The organism is Sphingobium sp. EP60837 (assembly GCF_001658005.1).
GTDB lineage: Bacteria > Pseudomonadota > Alphaproteobacteria > Sphingomonadales > Sphingomonadaceae > Sphingobium > Sphingobium tyrosinilyticum.
In genome coordinates this window covers 690349-714942 of record NZ_CP015987.1, presented here as the reverse complement: position 1 = coordinate 714942, position 24594 = coordinate 690349, and the positions used below count along the sequence as shown (strand labels likewise).

General features: G+C 62.6%; 23 protein-coding genes. 11 read left to right on the top strand and 12 right to left on the bottom strand.

The annotated features are described in order from the left end of the window. Positions 1 to 43: 43 nt before the first annotated feature. Complete coding sequence (locus EP837_RS16195) at positions 44 to 1297, bottom strand: MFS transporter (protein ID WP_066530895.1); 1254 nt, start codon at positions 1295 to 1297, stop codon at positions 44 to 46. Positions 1298 to 1502: 205 nt separating this feature from the next. On the opposite strand from EP837_RS16195, the gene EP837_RS16190 reads away from it, so the two are divergent. The 3 genes from EP837_RS16190 to EP837_RS16180 all read left to right on the top strand — a co-directional run bounded on the left by EP837_RS16190 (position 1503) and on the right by EP837_RS16180 (position 4526). Then, positions 1503 to 2669: an amidohydrolase family protein gene (locus EP837_RS16190; RefSeq protein WP_066530893.1), complete on the top strand. Its 1167-nt coding sequence runs from the start codon at positions 1503 to 1505 to the stop codon at positions 2667 to 2669. Between the two features lie 12 nt (positions 2670 to 2681). Next, positions 2682 to 3068: a VOC family protein gene (locus EP837_RS16185; RefSeq protein WP_066530892.1), complete on the top strand. Its 387-nt coding sequence runs from the start codon at positions 2682 to 2684 to the stop codon at positions 3066 to 3068. Between the two features lie 72 nt (positions 3069 to 3140). Further along, positions 3141 to 4526 (top strand): FAD-binding oxidoreductase, encoded by a 1386-nt coding sequence (locus EP837_RS16180; protein WP_066530889.1) that lies wholly within the window; start codon positions 3141 to 3143, stop codon positions 4524 to 4526. On the opposite strand, the gene EP837_RS16175 is transcribed toward EP837_RS16180, so the two are convergent. Further along, positions 4527 to 5849: an MFS transporter gene (locus EP837_RS16175; protein WP_156518665.1), complete on the bottom strand. Its 1323-nt coding sequence runs from the start codon at positions 5847 to 5849 to the stop codon at positions 4527 to 4529. A gap of 178 nt (positions 5850 to 6027) precedes the next feature. On the opposite strand from EP837_RS16175, the gene EP837_RS16170 reads away from it, so the two are divergent. Beyond that, on the top strand, positions 6028 to 6309 hold the full coding sequence (locus EP837_RS16170) for a hypothetical protein (protein ID WP_066531697.1): 282 nt from the start codon (positions 6028 to 6030) through the stop codon (positions 6307 to 6309). Positions 6310 to 6377: 68 nt separating this feature from the next. Here the strand turns inward: EP837_RS16170 and EP837_RS16165 are convergent, their stop codons facing one another. The 8 genes from EP837_RS16165 to EP837_RS16130 form a co-directional block, all read right to left on the bottom strand. Beyond that, a complete protein-coding gene (locus tag EP837_RS16165; protein WP_066530886.1) occupies positions 6378 to 7172 on the bottom strand; it encodes an SDR family NAD(P)-dependent oxidoreductase in 795 nt (264 codons plus the stop codon). Positions 7173 to 7273: 101 nt separating this feature from the next. Next, complete coding sequence (locus EP837_RS16160; RefSeq protein ID WP_066530885.1) at positions 7274 to 8506, bottom strand: serine hydrolase domain-containing protein; 1233 nt, start codon at positions 8504 to 8506, stop codon at positions 7274 to 7276. A gap of 63 nt (positions 8507 to 8569) precedes the next feature. After that, positions 8570 to 9331 carry an SDR family NAD(P)-dependent oxidoreductase gene (locus EP837_RS16155; protein ID WP_066530884.1) on the bottom strand — a complete coding sequence of 254 codons (762 nt, stop codon included), beginning with the start codon at positions 9329 to 9331 and terminating at the stop codon, positions 8570 to 8572. A gap of 18 nt (positions 9332 to 9349) precedes the next feature. Next, positions 9350 to 9769, bottom strand: coding sequence for a nuclear transport factor 2 family protein (locus EP837_RS16150; RefSeq protein WP_066530882.1), 420 nt, complete (start codon positions 9767 to 9769; stop codon positions 9350 to 9352). 15 nt (positions 9770 to 9784) lie between these two features. Next, positions 9785 to 10675 (bottom strand): crotonase/enoyl-CoA hydratase family protein, encoded by an 891-nt coding sequence (locus EP837_RS16145; RefSeq protein ID WP_066530880.1) that lies wholly within the window; start codon positions 10673 to 10675, stop codon positions 9785 to 9787. A 2-nt stretch (positions 10676 to 10677) separates the two neighbouring features. Beyond that, positions 10678 to 11649, bottom strand: coding sequence for an NAD(P)H-dependent flavin oxidoreductase (locus tag EP837_RS16140; protein WP_066530878.1), 972 nt, complete (start codon positions 11647 to 11649; stop codon positions 10678 to 10680). 19 nt (positions 11650 to 11668) lie between these two features. Continuing rightward, positions 11669 to 12727 carry a phosphotransferase family protein gene (locus tag EP837_RS16135; protein ID WP_066531696.1) on the bottom strand — a complete coding sequence of 353 codons (1059 nt, stop codon included), beginning with the start codon at positions 12725 to 12727 and terminating at the stop codon, positions 11669 to 11671. Further along, the gene (locus EP837_RS16130; RefSeq protein ID WP_066531695.1) at positions 12724 to 13908 is read right to left on the bottom strand and encodes an acyl-CoA dehydrogenase family protein; all 1185 of its coding nucleotides are present in this window, start codon (positions 13906 to 13908) and stop codon (positions 12724 to 12726) included. The genes EP837_RS16135 and EP837_RS16130 overlap by 4 nt, the downstream gene beginning before the upstream one ends. A gap of 126 nt (positions 13909 to 14034) precedes the next feature. On the opposite strand from EP837_RS16130, the gene EP837_RS16125 reads away from it, so the two are divergent. The 5 genes from EP837_RS16125 (at position 14035) to EP837_RS16105 (ending at position 19867) form a co-directional block, all read left to right on the top strand. Continuing rightward, positions 14035 to 15630, top strand: a complete 1596-nt coding sequence (locus EP837_RS16125; protein WP_066530875.1) for a class I adenylate-forming enzyme family protein — start codon at positions 14035 to 14037, stop codon at positions 15628 to 15630. A gap of 132 nt (positions 15631 to 15762) precedes the next feature. Further along, entirely contained in the window at positions 15763 to 16809 is a 1047-nt protein-coding gene (locus tag EP837_RS16120) for a hypothetical protein (RefSeq protein ID WP_066530868.1), read from the top strand. A gap of 265 nt (positions 16810 to 17074) precedes the next feature. Continuing rightward, complete coding sequence (locus EP837_RS16115; protein WP_066530866.1) at positions 17075 to 17821, top strand: SDR family NAD(P)-dependent oxidoreductase; 747 nt, start codon at positions 17075 to 17077, stop codon at positions 17819 to 17821. Positions 17822 to 18068: 247 nt separating this feature from the next. Then, a complete protein-coding gene (locus tag EP837_RS16110) occupies positions 18069 to 18974 on the top strand; it encodes an NAD-dependent epimerase/dehydratase family protein (protein ID WP_066530865.1) in 906 nt (301 codons plus the stop codon). 101 nt (positions 18975 to 19075) lie between these two features. Continuing rightward, on the top strand, positions 19076 to 19867 hold the full coding sequence (locus EP837_RS16105; RefSeq protein ID WP_066530863.1) for a hypothetical protein: 792 nt from the start codon (positions 19076 to 19078) through the stop codon (positions 19865 to 19867). Positions 19868 to 19915: 48 nt separating this feature from the next. Here the strand turns inward: EP837_RS16105 and EP837_RS16100 are convergent, their stop codons facing one another. Then, positions 19916 to 21868: a flavin-containing monooxygenase gene (locus EP837_RS16100; protein ID WP_082919749.1), complete on the bottom strand. Its 1953-nt coding sequence runs from the start codon at positions 21866 to 21868 to the stop codon at positions 19916 to 19918. Positions 21869 to 22040: 172 nt separating this feature from the next. Between EP837_RS16100 and EP837_RS16095 the strand changes: the two genes are divergently transcribed. Further along, complete coding sequence (locus EP837_RS16095; protein WP_066530860.1) at positions 22041 to 22661, top strand: cysteine hydrolase family protein; 621 nt, start codon at positions 22041 to 22043, stop codon at positions 22659 to 22661. Here the strand turns inward: EP837_RS16095 and EP837_RS16090 are convergent. Beyond that, positions 22655 to 23404: an IclR family transcriptional regulator domain-containing protein gene (locus EP837_RS16090; protein ID WP_197486415.1), complete on the bottom strand. Its 750-nt coding sequence runs from the start codon at positions 23402 to 23404 to the stop codon at positions 22655 to 22657. The two genes, EP837_RS16095 and EP837_RS16090, sit on opposite strands and share 7 nt — an antisense overlap. A 282-nt stretch (positions 23405 to 23686) precedes the next feature. On the opposite strand from EP837_RS16090, the gene EP837_RS16085 reads away from it, so the two are divergent. After that, positions 23687 to 24583, top strand: coding sequence for an alpha/beta fold hydrolase (locus EP837_RS16085; RefSeq protein ID WP_066530848.1), 897 nt, complete (start codon positions 23687 to 23689; stop codon positions 24581 to 24583). Positions 24584 to 24594: the final 11 nt, after the last annotated feature.

The window sequence follows — 24594 nt, the reverse complement described above, 5'->3', positions numbered from 1 at the left end:
TCGACTTCGCTCAGTTCCTAATCAGGGCGAACGGAAAATGATCTTAACGAGCCGCAGACGCCCCTACTTCCTCCGACAAAACCCCTCCCATCCGATCTTCGCGCCGCGCGATCAGCGCAAACAACATGGCCACGATCGAGCAAGTGCAAACAATCGTTGCTATCACCGGCCTATAGTCGCGAGCCATATCGTGTAGCCATCCGGCCGCAGGCGGCAGGAAGAAGGTCAGGGGCACGCTGAACATGCCGAACAGCGCCACGGCCCGCGCCATCGCGGCCGGGCCGAAGCTGTGCGCGAATAACAGAGTGACGCTGGGAAAAACGCCAGGACCGCTCACGCCGATCAGCAGGATAGCTAGCGTCATCGCCGGCAGCGATCCCGTCAGGCCGATGATCGCCCAGCCAAGGGCAAAGCCGCCTGCGACCACGGCCAGCGATCTTGCGCCGCCCAGATGATCGCATAGCCAGCCGATCGCGACCGCGCCGAACACGCTGGCTCCTCCCATCAGCGAGGCGAGCAACGCCGCCTGCGCCATCGGCAAGCCGCGCTCGACCGAGACAGCGACCATGTGCACCGATCCGACGATGCCGGTCGCGTTGAGCAAGCCCGCCCCCACCATGGCGAACCAGAATAGCGGGTGGGACAGCAGGCCGCGCCCGGTCTCAGCGCGCCCCTCCTGATGAACATTGTCCGCCGCTACCGGCGCGAGCGGCGCTTCATGGACGCCAAGCAGCAGGGGCACGGTCAGCAGATGCAATCCGGCCATGGCCAGATAGAGGCCCGGCAGGCCGAAATTCTGGATCAACGCCAGCCCCGCCATGGGCGCTGCGGCGATCACCACCGGCATGGTCGTAAGGCCGATCGCCCGTCCCCGCGCTTCCGGGAACCAGCCGCTCGCCAGAAGGCTGGCGGGCAATGTGCCGGAAAGCCCGACACCCGGCCCCACCAGCAGCGCATAAGCCGCCAGCACGACGGGCATGTTCCATGCGATGCTGAGCAAGCCATAGCCCGCGCAGCACAGCAACGCGCCCGCCACCATGATCGATCGCAGCCCGAACCGCTTCGCCAGCGCCGCTACCAGCGGGCCGATAAGCGCCGTCATCAGCACCACCAGTGACAATCCAGCTGAGACAGTCGCGCGGTTTGCATCGAACCTGTCCTGCAGGGGAAGGATGCTGACCCCGAACCCCCCATAGGCGCAGCCCACCGCGCAATTCTGCGCGACAAAGGCGCGCAGCAGCATGGAACGGCGCAGGGAAGGATCAAGGGCGGAGCCCGCTAGGTCAAAACGAATCATGCCAAGGCGATAGCAGCAGGCGAAACCCCTATTCCAGCGCCCCCCGTCTTGTTCCCCGCTGGCGGAAGGGCCCAGGCCGCTCCATCTCCAAATAAATGAATGATCGCTCGTAAATTATTGACTGCCGCGCGCCTCCCGATAAGAACTATGGCACGCGGCAAACCCGGAACTTTGATTCCGGGACGATTGTGACAGGAGAATCAGGATGCGGATCATCGACGTCGATAGTCATTTCAATGAACCGGCCGACTGGTTCATGAAAGCCAATCCGGCTCTCGCTGCGAAGCTGCCGAAGATGACGGCGGCCGAACAACTGATCGACATTCTGGTGGGCGACCTTTTTTCTTCCGTCCCGCCCGCGCTGCGCCCCGACCCGCTCACGCTCATACCGCCCGTCGTGGTAGATGCTTATGAACGCTCGCTGGCGGGCGGCGACCCGCCACAGATCGCGGTTGATTCGGGTTCTTTCTCTCCGGAAGCCTATCAGCCTGAACCGCGCATCAAATGGATGGATCAGCGCGGCATCGACAAGCAGATCCTGCTCCCGTCCAACGGTTACCACCCCTATCGCCACGCGATGCGCAACGCGCCGGAACTGGCGCTGGCGACGCTGGAAACCTACAATCGCTGGTCCACTGAGCAGCTGGCGGGCTATACCGACCGCCTGATCCCGGCGACGGTCGTCGATCTGATGGACGTTGAATGGTCGATCGCGCAGGTCGTCGCCGGGCGGGAACGCGGCGCGCGCGCTGTGTTCGTAAAGGCCGACCCGCATGGCGGCAAGGCGCTCAACCATCCGGATTTCGAGCCATTCTGGGCGACGTGCGAGGATCTGGGCGTCGCCATCCTGTTCCATGTCGGCGGCGGCCGGGCGGCGATGCACCCCGGCTGGGCGAATAATGGCGGCGACATCGCGGCCTTCTACCGCCTTGCCAATCTGTCCCGCCGTCTGGTGCCACAGCTCGCCGTCGCCTCGCTGGTCTTTGGCGGCGTGCTGGAGCGCTATCCCCGGCTTGCCGTCATCGTGTCGGAACTGGGGATCGACTGGCTGCCCGACTTTCTGGAAGCGATCGATCTCGAAGCCGATGAAAAGCGGCCGCGCATGTTGAGCTTTGCGCCCTACAGCTATCCGCTCAAGCCCAGCGAATATGTCCAGCGCCAGGTGCGCGTGTCCGTCGTCCACCAGCAGGACGTACTGCGCCCGACGATCGAACGCGTCCCGGAAGGCATCATCGTCTTCTCCTCGGACTTCCCGCATGTCGAAGGGCATCAGGAAGCCGTCGCGCTCTACGACGCTCAGTTAGAGGGCTTGCCCCAGTCCACCCGCGAAAGCTTCTTCGGCAAATCAGCTGCCGATCTGCTCGGCATCTGATGGGATTGCTCAATGATTAAGGCTTATGCGTTCACCAAGATCATCGTCGCCGATCTGGCGGCGATGGAGCGTTTCTATTGCGATGGCCTTGGTCTTCGGGTGCAGACGCGGATCGCGGTGGACAAGCCGGGCTACGCCTTGCGCGAGACGGTACTGGTCGTCGGGGAATCCGGCACCTTGCTCAATCTGGTGCAATATCTTGACCGGCCCTGCCCACCGCCGGGCGAGGCAGTGGTCGGCCTGTCGATCGATGACATGAGCGCTGTGATCGCAGCGGCGACCGAGGCAGGCGGATCAGTGGTGACGCCGCCGGTGGATATTCCCGATCACCAACTGAAGGTCGCCTATATCGCCGATCCGGAAGGTCATCTGCTGGAACTGCTCCAACCGCTCGGCTGACGAAGAGGCGGTGGAGGCGTCCGCCGAAATAGCCTAGACTGCACCGCCAGATAACTAGCAGGAGAGGCTTCGATGGCGACAGCGGCAGAAGACCGCGCGGTTGACTGGACCACGCTGCGCACCTGCTTTGGCGAGCGGTTCAGTCAGAGCCAGGCGGTACGCGACCATCATGGGCGAGCGGAAACCTTCTATCCCGCCATGCCGCCGGACGCAGTGGTCTATCCGCTCACCACGGAAGAGGTCGCGACAGCCGTCCTCTTCTGCAAGGATAGGGGCATCGCGGTCACGCCCTATGGTACGGGCACCTCGCTTGAAGGCAATTTCCTCGCCGTGCGCGGCGGCCTGTGCATAGATCTCTCGCGCATGGACCAGGTGCTGCGCGTCAGCACCGACGATCTCGATTGCACGGTGCAGGCGGGCGTCACGCGCAAGCAGCTCAATATGGAGTTGCGGGATACCGGCCTCTTCTTTCGCGTCGACCCGGGCGCGGACGCATCGCTCGGCGGCATGGCCTCCACCCGCGCGTCAGGCACCAACGCGGTCCGCTACGGCACGATGCGCCAGAATGCCCTGGGGCTGACCGTGGTGCTACCAGACGGGCGGATCATCAGGACCGGCGGCCGCGCGCGCAAATCGGCGGCGGGCTATGATCTGACCGGCTTGTTCGTAGGCGCGGAAGGTACGCTCGGCATCATCACTGAAGTGACCCTGCGCCTCTATGGTCAGCCCGAAGCCGTTTCAGCCGCCGTGTGCGAGTTCGAGACGCTGCGCGGCGCGGTGAATGCGGTCATTCAGACGATCCAGATCGGCCTGCCCGTCGCCCGCATCGAATTGCTCGATCCGCTGCAAATGCGCGCCATCAACGGCTATAGCCACACCGCCTATCGCGAATGTCCGACCCTGTTCCTGGAATTTCACGGCACGCCCGCAGGGGTAGCCGAGCAGGCGGAAACCTTCGGCCAGATCGCCGCGGACAATGGCGGCGGTCAGTTCAACTGGGCGACCCGTACGGAAGACCGCACCGCCCTATGGGAAGCGCGGCACAAGGTCCATTATGCCAATCTGGCGCTACGGCCGGGCTGCCAGGCCATCGCCACCGACGTCTGCGTTCCCATCTCGCGCCTGTGCGACTGTATCGAGGAAACGCAACGCGCTATCGAAGAAAGCGGCCTGACCGCTCCCATCGTCGGTCATGTGGGCGACGGCAATTTCCACGTCCTCATGATCTTCGACCCCAACTCCGCCGATGAGCGGGCGCGCGCCAAGGCTTTGTCGGAGCGCATCGTCGAGATCGCTCTCGCCATGGAGGGCACCTGCACCGGCGAACATGGCATCGGCCTCGGCAAGAAAGCCCATCTCCTGACCGAACATGGCGCAGCCGTGGAAGTGATGCGGCAGATCAAGCGCGCGCTCGATCCCAGCGGCATCCTGAACCCGGACAAGGTCCTCGACCTCTGACTAGGCCGAGGGCAGCCCGCTTGCTCCAGCGAGCGACCCGCTCCCCTCTCTGCCCCGCCAGCAGATGACGATGATTGACAACGCATGCCCCACCGCCGGTCCGATCGCAAAGAACAGATGCATGCCCGCCAGCCCCTCCGATCCCGAAGAACGCGGGTCGAAGCCCAACAACCCGATGACGGGAAGCGCGATGCCCACCGCCACCGCATAGGCTGCATTGGTGGTGACGTTGAAAACCGACGAGAACAGCCCCGCCCGCTCGATGCCGCTGCTTTCCCGATGGCGATCCGCCACATCATAGATCATCGACCGCAGCATCAGATTGCCCGACCCTTGCGTCAGCCCCTGCCCCACGATCAGCAGCACGAACAGCCACATGCGATCCGGCGTCAGGAACAGCACCATCATGTTGATCGCCACCTGCACCGCCTCCGCCATCACCAGCGTCCGCAGCCGCCCGAACCGATAGCTGATCCGCGCCCAGAGCGGCGCTGCGATGATGCCGAACGCATATTGCAGCATCAGCAGCAAGGCCGGTGACGCCATGCCCATGTAGCGGGTGACGAAAAACAGGAAGACCGCGGTGCGAAAGCCCTGTCCCAGCGCGACGAAGAAATCCGACGCGACGATCCGCCAGAGCGCCGCATCGCGCAGCACCGCGCTAAGCCCCTGCCGCCAATTCACCGCCATAGATGTACGCCCCGGAACCGGCGGTTCGCGGAACAGCAGCGCAATCAGCAACATGCCCATGGCCAGCACCGCCGCCACCAGCGCCCCCATAGATCCTACCCGTACCTCCGGATTGCCGCGACCCATCGCGTCGAGCAAAGCGGGGAGGACAAGGACCAGGAAGATGCCGATCGACGAGCCCGTTTGGATGTAAGCTTGCACGCGCGCGCGCTCGACGGGCGACGCCGCCATCTCCCCGCCCCAGGCGTAAAGCGGCGTTGAAGTGGCCGTCCAGCCCAAGCACAGCAGCAGCAGCCACCCGCCCAGATACAGCGGGCTTGCTCCGGCGGGCGGCGAAAATACCGCGAAGAGCGACAGCAGAAACAGCAGCCCGCCACCCAATATCCACGGCTTGCGCCTGCCCATCTTGGTGCGCGTATGATCCGACGCCCATCCGATGATCGGATCGGCGGCTGCGCTCCACAAGCGGCTGATCATGAACACCAGCCCGACCGTCGCCAGGTCCATGCCGATAGCCGTGGCATAAAAGGCGGGCAAATAGGTCTGGAGCGGAATGTTGAATCCGCCAGTCGCGATGCTTGTGACGGAAAAGGCCGCCAGCCTCGGCCCCGATTCGCGCGCCTGATCCGTCATGATGCCCAAATGCCCCTCTATTTTACCGTCCGCGCGCCCTAATGGACGATTATGAAATCCGCGCAGGCGCTAATTTCCGAACAATCTTCCGAATTGCAGATTTTGCAACGAAGGATGTCTTTCTTATCTGCTGTCCCACATGCTATCGGCCCCCCATTCCATTTCAAAGGGGATCATCATGAAGTTTTCTTTCGCTTTTGCAGCGGCTTTGTCGCTTGCTCTTCCCGCCGCCGCCATCGCCGCCGACGCGCCCGTCATCAAGGACCGCGCCTTGGTAAAGACCGTTGACGGCCGCAAGGTCGGCTTCATCGACCGCGTGCTGAAGAACGCCGCTGGCGAGCCGACCGGCGTGCAGATCATCTACAGCGGCCGCTTCGTCGTCATCCCCGCCACCACGCTCAGCGCGGCGGAAAAGGGTCTGGTGACCAGCCTGACCTCCAAGGAAGTCAACAAGCTCTGACGCTCAAAAGGCGCTGCATCCCGCACGGGAACAGCGCCTCGACAGGCATGGCCGCTCCTGTGGCCATGCTATTGCCGTTGTGAGTTGATGTTGCCGCCGTCGACGATGATTTCCGCCGCTGTCATGTAGCTAGCCTCGTCCGACAGCAAAAAGCGGATGACGCGCCCCAGTTCCTCCGCCGCGCCATAGCGGCCCATCATGATCCTACGCTCATAATGACCGGGCAGCGCCGCCTTCGTCCCCGCCATGATCGGCGTGTCGATCATCCCGGGACTCACCGCATTGATGCGCACGCCATCGGCTGACAGTTCGTCGGCCATCGAACGAACGAGCGAGATCACCGCGCCCTTCGCCGCGCTGTAGATCGGGATCATGCCATTGCCCAATGTCGCGTTGATCGACGACAACGCCACGATCGCGCTGCCCGGCAGGCTGCGCAAATCCTCCCGAAAAGCCTGCGTCATCAGCACGATGGACCGGACATGCAGTGCGATCCCCGAGTCCCAATTTTCCGGCGTCACGCCATCGATGCCCGTCGTCTCCGCCGTGCCCGCGCAATGGACGATCCCGCCAACCGCGCCGATCGCCTCCCGCGTGGCGATCGCGGCGGGCGTCACCGCCTGCGGGTTGCGCAGGTCAACGCTGAACCCAACCGCACGCACGCCATAACGCTGGCTGATGATATCCGCCGCGCCTGCCGCACCATCCGCATTGATATCCCACAGCGCCACCGGACGCCCCACCGCCGCAAGAGCATGGGCCGCAGCCAGGCCAATGCCCGACGCGCCCCCGGTGATCACCACACCAGTCGCGGGTGAACCGAGCTGCGGCGAGAAATCAGCCTGGTTGTCCAATGCCGCCACGAACCTCTCCCTTCACAGCTCGACAATTTTTAAATCGATCCGCCTTCTTCCGTTCGTTTCGAGCGAAAGAATCACGCTCAAATCACCTTGCTCCAGATGCTCTATCGCCGCTCCAGGTCGCGATAGGCCGCCGCAACAATGTCGGGCCGCATCGCGCCGTTCAGCCAGCTTGGCCAATATTGCGCGAGGTAGAGTAGGAAGAAGCGGCGCTCCGGGTCCATCCAGCAGGCCGTGCCCGCCGCCCCCGGCCAGCCGAACACGCCAGCAGGCACATCGCCCGGCCAATCGAACATGCCGCCGGTTCGCTCACTGCGCGTCAGGGAAACGGACATGCCCGCGCCGAAGCCGACGCCCGAAAGCGTCTGGCCGATCGGCAGGTCCACATGGGTGACAGCCTCGGGCAGCAGGTTGGACCGGGCCAGCCGCACCGTCTCTGGCTTCAGCACCCGCACGCCGTCCAGCTCGCCCTCGTTCAGCAGCATGGTGGCGAAGCGCACATAATCCTGCGCCGTCGACACCAGCCCGCCACCGCCCGCCGGATAATAGGGCCGCGCATAGAAGCTGTCGGACGCATCATCGGCCAGCGCCCATTTCCCGTCCTTCTTCTCGGGCAGGTCGGCAAAGCGCGCGACCTGGTCCGGCCGGATCAAAAAGCCGGTGTCCACCATGCCGAGCGGTTCGAACACGCGGCGCTGCAGAAAGGTTTCGAACGGCATGCCCGACGCGACTTCGATGACCAGTCCCAGCACATCGAGCGCCACGCTGTAGTCGAAGCGGGTGCCCGGATCCGTCGCCAACGGCAGGGCAGCGATTCGATCGCCCAGTTCGGCGAGCGATGTCGGCGTCGGCAGCTCGCCCGGCCCGGCGACGCGTTCGCGCGTACCCGGCGCCACCCCATGCTTCGTGTAGAGCGCGCCCAGCGTCATACCCGCCATGCCAAATCCCCCAGTATGGGTCAGCAAATGCCGCACGGTGATCGGACGCGCGGCGGGACGCGTCACTTCCGGATCGTCGCCTTCCATCACCCGCATGTCTGCGAAGGCCGGCAGGATTTCGCTGATCGGCTGATCTAGCGCGATCACGCCATCCTCGATCAGCATCATCGCGGCGACGCCGGTAATCGGCTTCGTCTGGGAATAGATGCGGAAGACGGAGCGTTCATCAACGGCAGCGCCGCGCTCGTAACCCAGCCTTCCCTCCGCATGATAGCGGACCGGCCCACCCACCGTTCCCCATGCCAATATGCCGCCGGGGATGACGCCATCCTCAACAAATCTGTGGAGCAAGGCCTCCGTTTCCGGCAGGTCGATCGTGGCGTCCAGCGTATCGGGCATGTGCCGCTATCCTCTTCTATCTTTCGGGCGCTGGTCAACCTCGCCCATGTTCGTGCGGCGCGTTCAGCGCGGTCCCATGCGGATCGCGCCGTCCAGACGGATGACTTCGCCGTTCAACATCGGATTGTCGATAATGCTCTGCACCAATTGCGCATATTCGGATGGCTTACCCAGCCGCGAAGGGTGCGGCACCTGCGTACCCAGCGAATCCTGCGTTGCCTCGGGCAGACCCTGCAGCATCGGCGTCAGGAAGATGCCCGGCGCGATCGTCATCACGCGGATACGATGTTGCGCCAGGTCGCGAGCGATCGGCAAAGTCATGCCGACCACACCGGCCTTGGACGCTGCATAGGATGCCTGACCGATCTGCCCTTCAAACGCGGCCACCGACGCCGTGTTGACGATGACCCCCGCCTCTTCGCCTTCCACATTGGCGGCGGCAAGCCGGGCAGCGAAACGCGAGATGACGTTGAACGTGCCGATCAGGTTGATCTCGACCCCCGTGCGGAAGAGATCGAGCGAATGCGGCGCGCCGTCCTTGCCAATGACGCGCGCACCCGGAGCGACCCCAGCGCAATTCACCAGGATGCGCGGCGTGCCCAGCCGCGCGGCAGCAGCCGCCAGACCGTCATCGACGGATTCGGCGCTGGTCACATCGACGCGGTGGAAACTGCCGCCTAGCCGCTCGGCCAGCGCTCTCCCCGCCTCTTCGTTAAGGTCGAAGATCGTCACCCGCGCGCCCCGGCTCGCCAGCATTTCGGCGGTTGCCGTGCCAAGTCCCGACGCGCCTCCGGTTACGATAGCACACAGATCCTTCACATCCACGATCGCTTCTCCCTCGGGTCAGAAGTCCAGGCTTACCGCCTGATCGAACTGAACGAAGCGGCGCGCGATTTTCCACCCCTCGCCCGTCTTGACGACCGTGTCGCGCTGACGGCCGGTCACGACGATCCGCGAACCCATCGGATTATGGCCCGCATTGACGTTCATGAAGGCATAGTCGGCAAAGACCTGCCCATTTTCCTCGCTGACGATCATATTGAAATTATAGTGACGGTTCCTGCCCTCAGCCTGCCGATCCGACTCCTTGGCATGTTCGACCTGCGCTTCGATGCCTTCGTAACGGATGGTGATGCCTTCCATTTCGGTGACGACATCGGGCGTATAGATCTTCGCCAGCCCCTCCCAGTCTCCGAAGTCGGAACAGCGGGTGAAGCGCGCGATCAGTTCCTGAACCGCGACCTTGTCTTCCAGTGTGATCATGTCTCTCTCCAACTATTATTGCTTGTCATACCAGGGGAAGAAGGACGGCATCTGCGACGCCTTGCCCGTAAATTGCGCAGGCCGCTTTTCATTGAAAGCGCGCACGCCTTCGCGTCCATCGGCCTGGCTTGTGTAGAATACCGAAAGGGACTCGGTCAGATGCGCCTGCCATGGGTCCGGCTGCGCACTGTTGCGGTTCAGCATCTGGCGGATCAGCGCGATCGACACAGGCGAACGATCCTGCACCAGTGACCGGGCGAAGGCTTTAGCCTCATCGACCAGCGTTTCGGCCGGGAACACGCCGCGCACCAGACCCTTTTCATGCGCTTCGGCCGCGTCAAAAATATCGGCCTTGTACGCCCATTCCAGCGCCTGCTCCAACCCGACGATGCGCGGCAGGAAGAAGGATGAACAGGCTTCCAGCGTGATGCCCAGCCGCCCGAAGACGAAACCGAAGCGCGCCTTCTCCGACGCGAATCGGAAATCCATGGGCAGCAACATGGTGGAACCGATGCCCACCGCCGCGCCATTCACCGCGCCCACGATGGGCTTCAGGCAGTCATACATCGCCATCGTCACGCGGCCGCCAGTGTCGCGCACGCCCTTCAGGATCGCCGGATCGTCGCTACGCTCGTGCAGATCCTCCATGGTGGGCGTCATGCTCTCGTCCAGGCCGAAGACATTACCGCCGACCGACAGGTCCATGCCCGCGCAAAAGGCGCGGCCCTCGCCTGTCACGACGATGACGCGAACCGCATCATCCTGGCTCGCGCGGCCATAGGCGTCGATCAGCTCCTCGCACATTTCAACGGTGAAGGCGTTCAGATTGTCGGGCCGATTGAGCGTCAGCAGCAGGACGCCGTCATCCTCGACTTCATATCGGATGGTGTTGTAGCTCTTGCTCATGGTCACTCCGCAGTCAGGGCCGTGGCCCGGGCAAGCGCGTCGCGGCACTCGCCCACGATCCGCTCGATCAATTCGGCGCAGGTCGGGATGTCGTCCATCAGGCCGATGCCCAGGCCCGCCCAGACCAGGCCGCCATCGACCTCCCCGCTCTCCAGCGCCGCACGCCCGCGTGCGCCGGCGACAAGCGCCTTGATATTCTCGAAGGTCGCGCCGGGTTCCCGCTCCTTTACGTTCACTTCCTCGGCGACGGCGTTACGGAAGACGCGCGCCGTATTGCGCAGCTGGCGGAAGATCAGCGTCGTGTCGCGCTCGCTGCCCTGGACGACCGCCTGCTTGATCGCCTCATGGATCGGCGCTTCCTTCGTCAGCATGAAGCGCGTGCCCATGGTCACGCCTTCGGCGCCCAGCGCCAGCGCAGCGGCCATGCTGCGGCCGGTTGCCATGCCGCCAGCAGCCAGGATGGGGATGTCGAGCGCGCGGGCGGCGGCGGGGATCAGCACCATGCCCGGAATATCGTCCTCGCCAGGATGGCCTGCGGCTTCGAACCCGTCGATGGAAACCGCATCAACGCCTGCGCGCTGCGCCGACAGCGCATGGCGGACGGCCGTGCACTTATGGACGATCTTCACCCCCGCCTGCTTGAAGCGGGCGATGAACTCCGCCGGGCTCCGGCCCGCCGTCTCGACCACGCCGACGCCCGAACCGGCGATCACCTCGGCATAAGCTTCATAAGGAACGGGCTGCGCGGTCGGCAGGATGGTCAGGTTCACGCCGAACTGCTTGTCCGTCATCGTACGACACCGTTCTATTTCGGCCGCCAACGCCTCAGGGGTAGGCTGCGTCAACGCCGTCAGGATACCGAGCCCCCCGGCATTGGACACCGCCGAAGCCAGCTCCGCACGCCCAACCCACTGCATCCCACCCTGAATGATAGGATAGCGCGTCCCCGTAAGCTCCGTAATCCGCGTTTTCATTCATTAAATCCCCTTGAATTCAAGCCGCCTCTGCTTCGCCCCACCCTAATTTAGCGAGCAGAGGATATTGCGCCGCCAGTTCTTCTGCATGCGCCGACGCGGCCGTCCCGCGCAATGCTCTGGCCTTGATGCCATGATAGATGGCGGCAAGCCGGAACAGGGCGAAGGCGCGGTAAAAGCCGATATTCTTAATGCCTTCCCGTCCCGTCCGCTGGCAATAGGCAGCGATATAATCCTCTTCGGGCATCAGGTTTAGCGCCGCGATGTCAACGCCGCGCAACCCGGAAAGAATCTCCGGCGGCAGGCGGTACATCATGATGTGATTCACGAAATCCGCCAGCGGATGGCCAAGCGTCGACAGCTCCCAGTCCAGCACTGCCGACACGCGCGGCTCGGTCGGATCAAAGACCATATTGTCCGCGCGATAGTCGCCATGAACGATCCGGCTCTCATCGCCCGCGGGAATGTTTACCGGAAGCCATTCGATCAGCCGATCCATATTGGCGTCGCGGCCTGCGGCTTCGTCGCTCAGATATTGGCGGGACCAGCGCGCGATCTGACGCTCGAAATAATTGCCCTTCTTCCCGAAGTCGTCGAGCCCAAGGGCTGCAGGATCGAAGTTGTGCAGCAGCGCCAGCGTCGCGTTCATGGCGTCGAAATAGGCAGGCCGCTCTTCGGCAGGCACGGATTCGAAGCGGGAATTCCAGAAGACCCGTCCCTCGACACATTCCATGACGTAGAACCAGCTGCCGATCACCGCTTCGTCAGTGCACAAGCCGTAAACCTGCGGCACCGGAAAGCCGGCCTTGCCGAGCGCCCCGATCACCCGCGCTTCCCGATCGACGGCATGAGCGCCCGGAACCGTAACACCCGGCGGCTTGCGCCGCATGACGAAGGAGCGGCCCGGCGTGTCCAGCCGGAAGGTCGGATTGGACTGCCCGCCCTTGAACTGCCGGACGGTCAGTTCCCCTTCCGCCTCTGGCACATGATCGCGCAACCAGGCCCGCAGAGCGCCTTCATCGAAACGATGCGCCTCGCGCACTTGCGTGAGGCCCGCATTCAGCTGCTCGACGTTCATGACCGGGCCAATGCCTCGCGCTTGATCTTCTTGGCCAGCGACCATTTATGCACCTGCGTTGGGCCGTCATAGATCCGGAAGGCCCGGATTTCGCGGAACACCTGCTCGACGATCGTGTCGTGACTGACGCCCGTACCACCCATCACCTGGACGCAGCGATCCGCCACACGGAACAGGGTTTCAGATACGGCGACCTTTGCCATGGAGCTTTCGGTGATCGCCTTTTCCCCGGCATCGAGCGCGTCGGCGCACCAGTCGATCATCAGCTCGCACTGCTTTAGGTCGATGAGATTATCGGCCAGCATGAAGCCAACGCCCTCATGGTCGATCAGCGCCTTGCCAAACGCCTGCCGCCTGACCGCATATTCGGTGGCGATCTCATTAGCGCGCGTCGCTGCGCCCAGCCAGCGCATGCAATGGGTCAACCGCGCAGGAGCGAGGCGGATCTGCGCATAGGCAAAGCCTTCATGCGCCGCACCCAGGATCGCGGATGCAGACAGGCGCAGATTTTCGACCTTCACGACCGCATGGCCGCCCGGCATGGAGCTGTCGATCGTGCTGATCAGCCGTTCCTGCTGAAGCGCAGGATGCGGCAGGGGGACCAGGAACATGGTGGCGGAAGGCGTGCCGTCCTCTCGCTCAGTCTTCGCCATAAGGATAGCGAATTTGGCTCCGTCGAAACCCGTCGCGAACGCTTTGCGTCCGTTCACTACCCATTCGTCGCCCTGTAATTCGGCGCGCGTCTGCATCATCGATGGATCGGACCCGGTGCCCCCATCGGCCGCCGGCTCCGTCATCAGGAAGCAGGATCGGCCCTCGCCAGCCACCATGGGGTCGAGAAACTGCTGCTTCTGCTCCGGCGTCGCAACCTTCCCGAGCAGGAACATATTGCCTTCGTCGGGCGCGTTAGTGTTGCACGCCAACGGACCCAGCGGCGAAAGTCCGGACGCGCGCAGAACCCGCGCCGTCGCCCGGTGGCTGAGATGGCTGCCGTCGGGGCGGATATGCGGCGTCAGCACCCCGGCTTCACGCGCCCTGGCGCGTATTTCGTGCACCAATGAATCGAGCGGCCCATGATCGTCCCGGCGGCTGTCCGTCTCATAGGGTACGACGATGTCGCGGACGAACCTTTCGACCTTTTGGGCTATAGCTCGCCCATCCTCATGATCTATGGTCGCCATCTCCGCTCCTTTCGTTTGTTGGCGCTTGCCAAGGCCAGAACCACAATGCAAGGTGTAATTAAAAGAGCCCGGCGAGCTATGTGTGAACACGCCATAGCCGGTCGCGCCGAGAGGAACGACATCCAAATGAAGGAAGAGCATCTCCGCAAGGAATTGCACCACGGCAGGGTGGTGGACTGTTACGCGGATCGGCCGCAAGACATTTACGCGATGTTTCTGGATGCGGTGCGGCGCGCGCCTGACTCGATCGCATTGGTAGAAGGCGATGTGCGATGGAGTTATGCCAGTCTTGCCGCGCGCGTGGACGCCTGCGCCGCGCGGCTGACCGCGCTCGGCCTTGCCGCTGGCGATCGGATGGGCATCCTTCTTTCCAACCGCGCTGACTACATGACATTGCTGGTGGCCGCAGCGCGGCTCGGCGTCATCGCGGTCCCGATGAACATCCGCCAACGCGCGCCCGAAACCGCCTATGCGCTGACCGATAGCGGCGCGGCGGCGATCATTTATGACGACGCGCTGGAAGACCAACTGCCCGACCGCGCCAGCCTGCCCGCGGTCCGCCATTGGCTCCCCTACCAAGCGGAAGCGGCAGCTTGGTCAGCCGCTGGGCCGGAAACGCGAGCAGACAGGCCGGATCACTCCGCAGTGGGAGAGGACGATCCTTTCTGCATCCTATATACGTCCGGCACCACTGGTCGTCCCAAGGGCGCGGTGCTGACCCATCTCGGGCTCACCACCATCTGCATCGGCACTCAAAATCATCTGCAGTTGAAAGACGGCGAGTCGATGATCCTGGCCGTCCCTGCGTCGCACGTTACCGGCATCGGCCTTGTCTTGATGCTCAGCGTCCGCGTGGCCGGCAAGGTGGTCGTGGAGGAGGCGTTCAAGGCACGGCAGTTCCTGGAATTGGCGCAAGCCGAACGCATGAGCTTCGCCATCATGGTTCCGGCAATGTACAAGCTGTGCCTGATGGACCCCGACTTCGACAATTTCGATCTGTCGAGTTGGCGGATCGGCGCATTCGGCGGAGCGCCGATGGCCGAGGCGACGATCGAGGCGCTGGCCGAACATGTGCCACAGCTGACGCTGGTGAACATCTACGGATCGACGGAGACCTCGTCCCCTGCGGTAATGATGCCGCTGGGACAATGCGCATCTCATCGCGACAAGGTGGGCAAGCCACTTCCCTATACCGATATCGTCATCATGGACGAGGATGGACGTCAGGTGCCGCCAGGCGCGCAGGGCGAAATCTGGATTGCAGGGGCGATGACGGTCCCGCGCTACTGGAACAATCCCGAAGCGACTGAAAAAGGCTTTGCGGCCGGCTATTGGAAGTCGGGCGATATCGGCGCGATGGATGCGGACGGATATATCTGCGTACTCGATCGCATGAAGGATATGATCAATAGAGGCGGATTCAAAATCTACTCGGTCGAGGTCGAAAACACCCTGATGGCGCATGAGGCCGTGGCCGAAGCGGTTGTGGTCGGCCGCCCTTGCCCCGTGTTGGGCGAGCGGGTCGAGGCGTTCGTCGTGACGAACGAACAGGCCGACGACGCCAGCCTGCGTCAATTCTGCGCGGAGCGCCTTTCGGACTATAAGGTGCCCGATCATGTCTATATCGTGGAAGGCCCGTTGCCCCGCAATCCGAACGGAAAGCTGCTGAAAAATGCGGTGCGCGAATGGCTTCCAGCCTTGTCCGAGGGCCAGCCCGCCTAACTACATCGCTCGTTGTCATATATTGCCTTTGCCGGGCAGATGAGATAGGGTCGGCATGCCGATGGGGCCTGCGCGCAGTCAGGCTGCCAATCCAAACCAGTTCAACGTTCATAAGAACGAGGAGAGCATTGAATGACCACCCAATTCCGCCCCGTCGCCCCGCCCCAGATCATCGAGGGCGCCTATAGCGAAGACCAGCACAGCCGGATGCTGAACGTCGTTCGGGAAAACGGACCCTGGTCGCTGATCCTAGCGCAGCATTTTAAATCCCCCGAGGAAGTCGTCGCGACCACGTCGGGCAGCATACCTGCGGGGTTCAAGCCGACCTGGGACATGTTCCTGTCGCCCGTGTTCCGCGGCTATTTCGCGCAAGGATCGACCGTCCAGCATCCCGAGATCGAGGATTGCTTCTTCAACACCAAGTTCCTCGACCTCGTGCGCGGCTATTGGAAGGCGGAATATGCCCGTCCCGAAAATATGCTGTTCAACATTCAGGGCCCCTCACGCGGCAGCGACACGCCGCACGTCGATGCGACCCGCTTCCGCGGCATCTCCATGCAGACCTCGCCGGTCTGGCTGATGAACATCATGGTGAAATCGGGCCTGTTCGAACGTTGGCGCGCGAAGAAGGCGCAGGTAATCACCTGGTATTACAAGGGCAAGATCGGCGGCGGCTTCAACTATTGGCCCAACGGCCCCAAGGCTCAGCCCGCCCAGATCAAGGCGCCGATGTGGAGCCGCGCCGTCGTCGTCGAAAATGAAATGATGTACCACACGGCTGAAGCCGTCGGTCCGTCGTCGATGCGCCAGCCCGAAGGCCTGGCGATCAATTCGCAGATGAGCGCGGACCCTGAAGACCCCAATGGCTGGCAGATCACCACTGACGGCAAGGTGATCCAGAAGATTCCGGAAGATGAGTTCCGCTTCCTGATCCACTGGGGCGCGGACATCTTCATGGATTACACCGAACTCAAGCAGTCCCTCGATCACACCGACGACATCGGGCATGATCAGGTGTTCGACATGCTGATCGCCGACCTGCGGGCGCGCGGCCTGACGTTCGAAGTACCGACCGATCCGCTGACCGACAAGCAGTTCATCACGCTGCTGGTCCAGACCTATGACCCGGGCAAGCCTTCGATTTTCCCGCCTGAACCGGAAGAAGTGCTGGCGGCCTGATGCAGGCTTGACGAAGAGCCGGCCGCGTTCTCGCGCGGTCGGCGCAGACGTTCAAACGCGTTAAACCAAAGGTGAGGAATAGAAGGAGCAAGTCCAATGGTCGCCGTTCCATCACCCCGATCATCACCCCGCCGAAGCTGCTTCAGGATTGTCCTTCACGGTGCCAACAGACCTATGACTGACCCAGCCTCATCGCCACGCTGGCCGCCCCTTGTGCGATCAGCCCGAGCAATTATCCCGCCGAAGCGCCGCTGGCGCTAGCGGCATGACGCTTCCCAGCTTCGGCCTTGAGGGGAAGACGGCGCTCGTCACCGGCGCGAGCAGCGGGCTTGGCGAGCATTTCGCGCGGACGCTCGCTGCCCAGGGGACACGGTTAATCCTGACAGCGCGGCGGACCGATCTGCTTCAGTCGCTTGCAGCGTCCCTTCCCGATGCGCGCGCCATGGCGCTGGACGTGCAGGACGCCTCGTCCATAGACCGGCTGTGGCAACAGGTGGGTGCGGTCGATATTCTGGTCAACAATGCGGGGGTGGCAGGCGGCGGCCCTCTACTCGATCAGGACGAAGCGGAATGGGACCGCATCATGGATACCAATGCGCGTGGCACCTATTTGGTAGCGCGCGGTGCGGCGCAGGCGATAGTTGCGGCCGGGCGTCAGGGCAGCATCATCAACGTGGCGTCGATCCTTGGGCTGCGTCAAGCGGCGCAGGTCGGCTCCTACGCCATTTCTAAGGCTGCCGTCGTGCAGATGTCGAAGGTCATGGCGTTGGAATGGGCGCGCCACGGCATTCGCGTGAACGCGCTATGTCCAGGTTATATTTCGACGCCACTCAACGCTGCGTTCTGGGAAATGGACGCGGGCAGAGCGCTGATCGGCAGAATTCCGCAACGCCGCCTGGGACAGCCGGAGGATCTGGACGGCGCGTTGCTCCTGCTGGCGTCAGACCTTGGCGCTTATATCACCGGTGCTGAACTGGTCGTGGATGGTGGTCATATGGTGAATACGCTTTAGAACCCGCGTCACCTCGGATTGACCCTGAATTTTCGTTCGTTTGTTTGAGGCGATCCCTTCGCCTCGCTTCAATCGTCAACACTTCACCTGTCTTGCAAAAGAATAGATGGGCTTCGACAAGCTCATCCCGGACGGAAAAGTTGGATTGATACAGCCGAAGGGAGCATTCCGGGCTGGCGGAAGGTGCGCTCGGGTCGATTGACCGCTATGCCGGTCCTGCTGCTTGTACATGAGCGGAAGGAAATCGATGCGCATTCTCGTCCTCGGCGCGACCGGCTATCTCGGGTCGCACATTGCCCGTCACCTCACGGCATCGGGGCATCGGGTCAGCGGCCTCACTCGCAGCAGCGATCGCGATGCGGCCCTGGTGATGGAGGGCGTCAGACCGCTGCGCGGCGACCTTAGCCAGTTGGACGCCGTCATCGACATGATGCGCGAACATGATGCGACCATCTATGCCGCCCAGCTCATGCTGCAGGAGGAGTTCGACACGATCGCGGCGCTATTGAAGGCGATGGACGGCAAGTTGCATAGCTTTCTCTTCACCAGTGGCACCGGCCTGTTGTCCCAAAGGACGGACGGGGCGTGGAGCGAGGACAGCTTCGCCGAAGACGACCCTTTCATACCGTCCAAATATATCGGATATCGCCTCGTGACCGAAACGATGATCCGGCAGGCGGGAACATCGGGCAGCGTCCGCGCAATGGTGGTTCGGCCGCCGATGATCTGGGGCCATGGCGGCTGCGGCCATCTGCGCATGTTCTACGCGGATGCCGTGCGCAACAGTGATGTCGCCTATCTGGGCGCAGGGCTAAACCTCTATTCCAATGTCCATGTCGATGATCTGGCGGAGGTCTATCGCCTGGCGCTGGAGAAAGGCATGGCGGGCGCGCTCTACCATGCCGTCGCTGGGGAGTTGAACAATCGCATGCTGGCCGAGGCGGTGGCCCGCGACCTTGGCGTCCATGCACACAGCGTGGATTTCGCCGAAGGCGTTCGCCGCTGGGGCAAGTTCGAAACGCTGATCGGCATGGCGACCTGCAGCCGTTCTCGCAGTCCGCGAACACGGCGCGAACTGGGCTGGACGCCCCGCCATCTCAATATCCTCTCTGATGTAGGCCACCCTGCCTATCGCGCGCTGGCGGGGCGGTAGCAAGACCAGCGACCTTTCCGCTGACCCGGAACAGGCGTTGCCCTGCTTTGACGAAGGCTCCGCCTGCCCTTCAATCACGCCATTTCCAAAAGGAGAGATTGATGACGAGCGAAGCCCTGTTCAGCAAAGCCGACATTCCTCGCGCCGACCGGCCGATCCGCCTGGGATCGCTGCTCTTCACTATGGTCGAGCCGCGCCCCGGATATGAGGCGGCCTATAATCGATGGTATGAGCGCGACCATTTCTACAGCGGCTGCATGATCGGCGCCTATACGGTGGCAGGCGGCCGCTATGTCGCCACCCGCGCGGAAAAGGCGAAGCGCTTCGGGTCCGGCAGCATAGACTTGGCCAAGGGGTCCTATCTCGCGCTCTATTGGATATTGGACGGGCATCACAAGGATTGGGACGCTTGGGCGGTGAAGCAAGTGAATGACCTGCACGCGACTGGCCGCATGTTCAAGGAACGAGACCACATCCACACCAGCTTCTACAATTTCGACGCCGAGTATAATGCGCCGGGCAGCGCCATGCCGATCGAACTGGCGCTCGACCGCGCCTATGGCGGCGTGGTCGCCTTCATCGTCGATCTCAATACCGGGAAAAGCGCGGCCGACCTTTCGGACTTCCTGCGCGCGCGCAATCTGCCGGGGGATGTGGCGCTCAGTGGATCGCCGCTGCCGCTCGACCCCACCAGTCCGAAGGATGTGCCGATCGAGGCCAATGACCGCGCTGTGTTCCTGAGCTTCTCGGTTGAAGATCCCAAGGCCGTTTGGGACAGCGCCTATGTGCCACTCGGCCGGGCAATCGAGGAAAGTGGGATCGGCAGGATCGTCATCGCCTCACCCTTCATGCCCACCGTCGTGGGCACCGACACCTATACCGACCAGCTTTAACGGCTGGTAAGCGAACGAGGGCGGCCGCAAACGGCCGCCCTGCCCCCCTTATAGCAATTCAAAATCTTCTTTGCGCGGGCCGCGGCATTCATTCCAGAAGTCGATGAGCCGCCACGGCCAAGACAGGAAATTCCGCTTCTTGCTATTATTGTAATAGCTGTAGGCCCGCGGATGGCTCCAGATCATCTTGACCATCTGGGTCTCCACCTTCTTCTGCCAGGCGTCGAAGGCAGGCTTGGTGGGCTGCAGCGCCTTCTTTTCCTTGGCATTGACCCAATCGAGGCACTCGATCGCATAATTGACCTGACGCTCGGAAATCAGGTTTTGCCCGGCCGCATGGTTGGGCGCGCTGTTCGGCCCGACCGTGTGGAAATAATTGGGGAAGCCGGGGATGAGCATGCCGAAATAAGCGCGCGGATCTTCCGTGCCCCACTCGCTGCGCAGATGCTTGCCGCCAATGCCGACGATTTCCAGATCGCCCATCATGTTGGCGACGTCGAAGCCGGTGGCGCAGATCAGCACGTCCAGTTGGATCTCGCGTCCATCCTTCAGCAGCAGCCCCTTGGGCGTCACCTTTTCGATGCCCGACTGCTCAAGATGGACATGCGGTTCCAGATAGGTCGGGAAATAGGGGCCGCGGTCGAGGATGATGCGCTTGGAAAAGACCGGGAAGTCCGGTGTCAGCTTTTCCCTGAGGTCAGGCCGATCGGCGAACATCTTGTCGATATAGCCGACCGCGAACTTGCGCATCCCTTCGTTCACTGCGGAAACCGAAGGGGAATCCTCGGGCCATTCGGGATCGAGCAGCACATTGGGATAGAGCCCGTCGGCGGCGTACCAGTAGATGCGGAAGCGGAACCATTCCAGATAATGCGGGATGTGCCGCATGGCGAACTTGACGCCTTCGGTGACTTCATCGTCGCCCGCTGGGCTCGGCATTACCCAATGGCGGCTGCGCTGGAAAACATACAGCTCGCTCACGTCCTTGGCGATGGCGGGGATCAGCTGCGCCGCGCTGGCACCCGTGCCGATGACGCCGACGCGCTTGCCCTTGAGGTCCATCGACGTGTCCCAGGTGGCGGTGTGCAGCCGCGTGCCCTGGAAGCTGTCGAGACCCGGAATAGCAGGCCATTTCAGACGGTTGACAGGGCCGTGGCCGTTGATGACAGCATTGGCGCGGATAACCTCTTCGCTGCCGTCCTTCCTGCGGACGGTGACGTTCCATACTGCGGCGTCCTCGTCCCAGACCAGCTTTTCCACCAGCGTATTGAAGCGAATATTCGGCCGCAGCTTGTAATCGTCAGCCACCCGCTTGAGGTAGGCGAACATGTCCGTGCCCTGCGGGTGGTAATTATGCCATTCGGAATTGAGCGCGAAGGAGAAGGAGTAGAAGTGGCTGGGCGTATCGACGCCCACGCCCGGATAGCGGTTTTCCCACCAGGTGCCGCCGACTTCTTCATTCTTTTCGATGATTTCCCAATCATAGCCCGCTTCGGCCAGCTTTACGCCCGCCGCAAGGCCGGTCATGCCCGCGCCGATCACCAGCACCTTGAAGCCGGCAGGGGCGGGCTTGCGGTCCTTGCGCTGGCGCCGTGGAACTTCGGGACGGAAACCGATCTGGTCGTAGAGCAGCGGCAGGAATTCGTCGGCGACTTCCTCGGCCAGGCCGACCGTCATCATGCGGTGCATCAGCGCCTCGGCAATATCGCCCTCCAGCGCCGCACCCGGCGTGCTGAGGACATAGAGCAGCTTCTGCCGTAGTTCTGCGGTCAGGTCCGCTGGGATCTCTTCGGGAGGATAGGCATAGGGCGACTTGATATGCGGAGCGAACTTGTCGAGCATCGACTCATCACCGCTCAGATGCACATAGGTCATCAGCAGCGTGTGGATTTCGCCCTCCGCCAGCGCCTGCCGTAATTCAGGCGTATCCTTCAGCGGCAGCTTGCGCGCCTTTAAGTCGGCAGGGGCGGTCCCCACCACGTCTGCATATTGGGCAGCCATTCACTCACTCCTCAAAAAAACGCTATTCTGATCGCTTGCAGGTCTATCCCGCCGCCGGGAGGAACCAAGGTTCAAACCGGCATTTCCATATCTATGGAGCCGCCGCACGATGCCTTGCCCGCCAGCTTTCCATGGTCTTCTTCCCAAAGACACTTAAGACAGGAGCAGGACATTGGCCGTTCCCCTTCATGGCCGCGCGGCCCTCATAATCAGCGAATGCCAGCGCGGGATCGTGGAGCAGGGCATGGGCGGCTTCGCGGGCCTGATCGGGCAGGTTGCGGAACGCGGCATCCTGCTCAAGATTGCCCATCTTGCCGGGCGATTCCGGGACGCGGGTCTCCCGATATGGCACCTCACCATCGCTCACCGGCCAGACTTCGCGGACGTCCAGCCCAACAGCCTGCTCGCGGTGATGGCTCGGAAAAACCGCCTGCTGATCGCGGGAAGCCCGGAAGCGCAGATTGTCGGCGAACTGTCGCCCGCACCGCAGGATTTCGTCGTCGCGCGCAGTTCGGGGCTGATCGGGCTTCACGGCACGGCACTCGACGCCATGCTGCGGCGGATGCGCATAGACACGATCGTGATTACTGGCGTCTCGACCAATGTCGCCGTTGCGGGCTGCGCGATGGCTGGCGCGGATCTGGGCTATCATGTGATCATCGCAGAAGATTGCGTGGCGGCGGCCGACTCCGGCACTCATGAAGTCATCATGAGGGACCAGTTGCGCATGGTCGCTCGCATCGCCAGCGCCGATGACATCGAACAAGCGCTGCAACCATCCGGCCCTTATTGAATACTGATCGTCTTGCTCCGGCGGATTCCGTCATTGTAGCGGAAGATGACCGACTGCATGCCTGACAGCATCTGCCGCACATCATTGTCGCTTGAGAACAAGGGATCGCCCACAACGCCAATGGCGTAGGAAGCGACGCCGTGCGGCACGCGCAAAGGCATGGCGATGGAATCGACCGGCTGCGACCGGCTGCGGCGGCAGATGGAAAAACCGCGGTTGCGCGTCTGGGCTATGCGATCCACCAGATGCTTCATCAGCGTCGGCCCTTTCGGACCAAAGCCAAGCCGCTGTGTCCGGGTGGCGAGTTGAATGATATCGACATTGGATTGCTGCGCCAGCATCGCCGCCGCAAAATTGGTGCCGGGACGCCAACTATTGCGTTCGAAACAGACCATCTGGTCGTGATAGCTGGGCGCTACGTCCGGCGACGCCTTCCAATCGCCTAGCGTTTCCGCGATGCTTTCAGACCAGCAGTCATTCTGCTGAGTGACGAACACGCTCGCTCCGGTTTCACGGCGCATATCCTCCATGATCTCGCCAATCTGTCCACCGCCGAAGAAGCTCTGTTCGATCGATGAAGCATTGGCGACGATCTTGTAGGATGGAGCGTAAAGCTTAGTCGCCTGATTGTAGGTGAGATAACCGGTCGCCGCGAGCGTCCGCAAGATCTCATCCGCGCTGGAATTGGGGATACCGAGCGCCTCGCTGATTTCGATAGTACGAGCCGGAACGCCCGCGTTCATGAAATATTCGAGGACCTCCAAAGTCCGCAGACAGGATTTTACACTCCCCCGTCCACGAGACCTTCCGTCCGCCTGTGAGCTAGAGCCCATTCCGCCTCCTACACACCTCGCCTTTTCGACGCCGGCCGTACCGTCCGCCGATTTATAGTAACGCCTACTATATTCTGAGCGAGCGATGGATTCAAGCGTCCGAAAATGCCGGCGAAAATGGCTGTTACAGCCATGCGGAAACCAAGCTTTTTCGGGTCGCCAACCACCGCACCCTCCTCTTTACATTGAGGAATGCCGGAAAATACAAGCCGCGTCACCGCCGCCGTAAAGCGCCCTTTTCTAAACAGCCGCATGACGCTCAGCTACACTGAATGGCCGAATCATGGTGCGCCCCTCGTCATCCTGATTCACGGAAGCCGCGACCATAGCCGCAGCTGGGACGCGATGGCGGAAGCGTTGCGGCCAAAATATCATGTGATCGCGCCGGACCTGCGCGGCCATGGCGACAGCGGCTGGTCGCAGGACGGGCGCTATGACTTCGCCGCCTATCTGTCCGACCTCGCCGCGCTGGCACAGGAGCTTGGCCTTGGCGCGGAGCGGAGGGCGGCGCTGATCGGCCATTCGCTGGGCGCGCATATCGCACTGCGGTTCAGCGCCGTTTACCCGGATAAGGTGCGCCAGGTGGTGGCGGTCGAAGCGGTCGGCGCACTTCCCGCCATTGAAGAGCGCCGTCTGGGGCGGATGATCGAAAAGAGGATAGGCGACTGGCTGGAGGAGCGGCATGCCGCTTCGCTGACGCCCCCCCGCCAGTTCGCGTCGATCGATGAAGCGGAGGACAGGATGCGGGCACGCCACAGATTTCTGTCGGCTACCCAGGCGCATCATCTGACGCGCCATGGCCTGAAGCGGGTGGGCGAGGCGAACTGGCAGTGGAAGCATGATCCCTATCTCGCCGTCTGGCCCTTTCCCGACATCACGCCGGACGAGGCCCGCACATTGTGGCGTCACATTTCTTGCCCGGCACTGCTGCTCTATGGCGAGCGCAGCTGGCCGTCCGGTGTGCCCGCCGACCTGCTGAGGGCGATTCCGCATGTGCGGGAAGTCCGGCTGGCCGACAGCGGTCATTGGCCGCAGCATGACGCGTTCGACGCATGCCGCGCCGCGATCGAAGAGTTTCTGGCCGAATGATCGGCCGGACC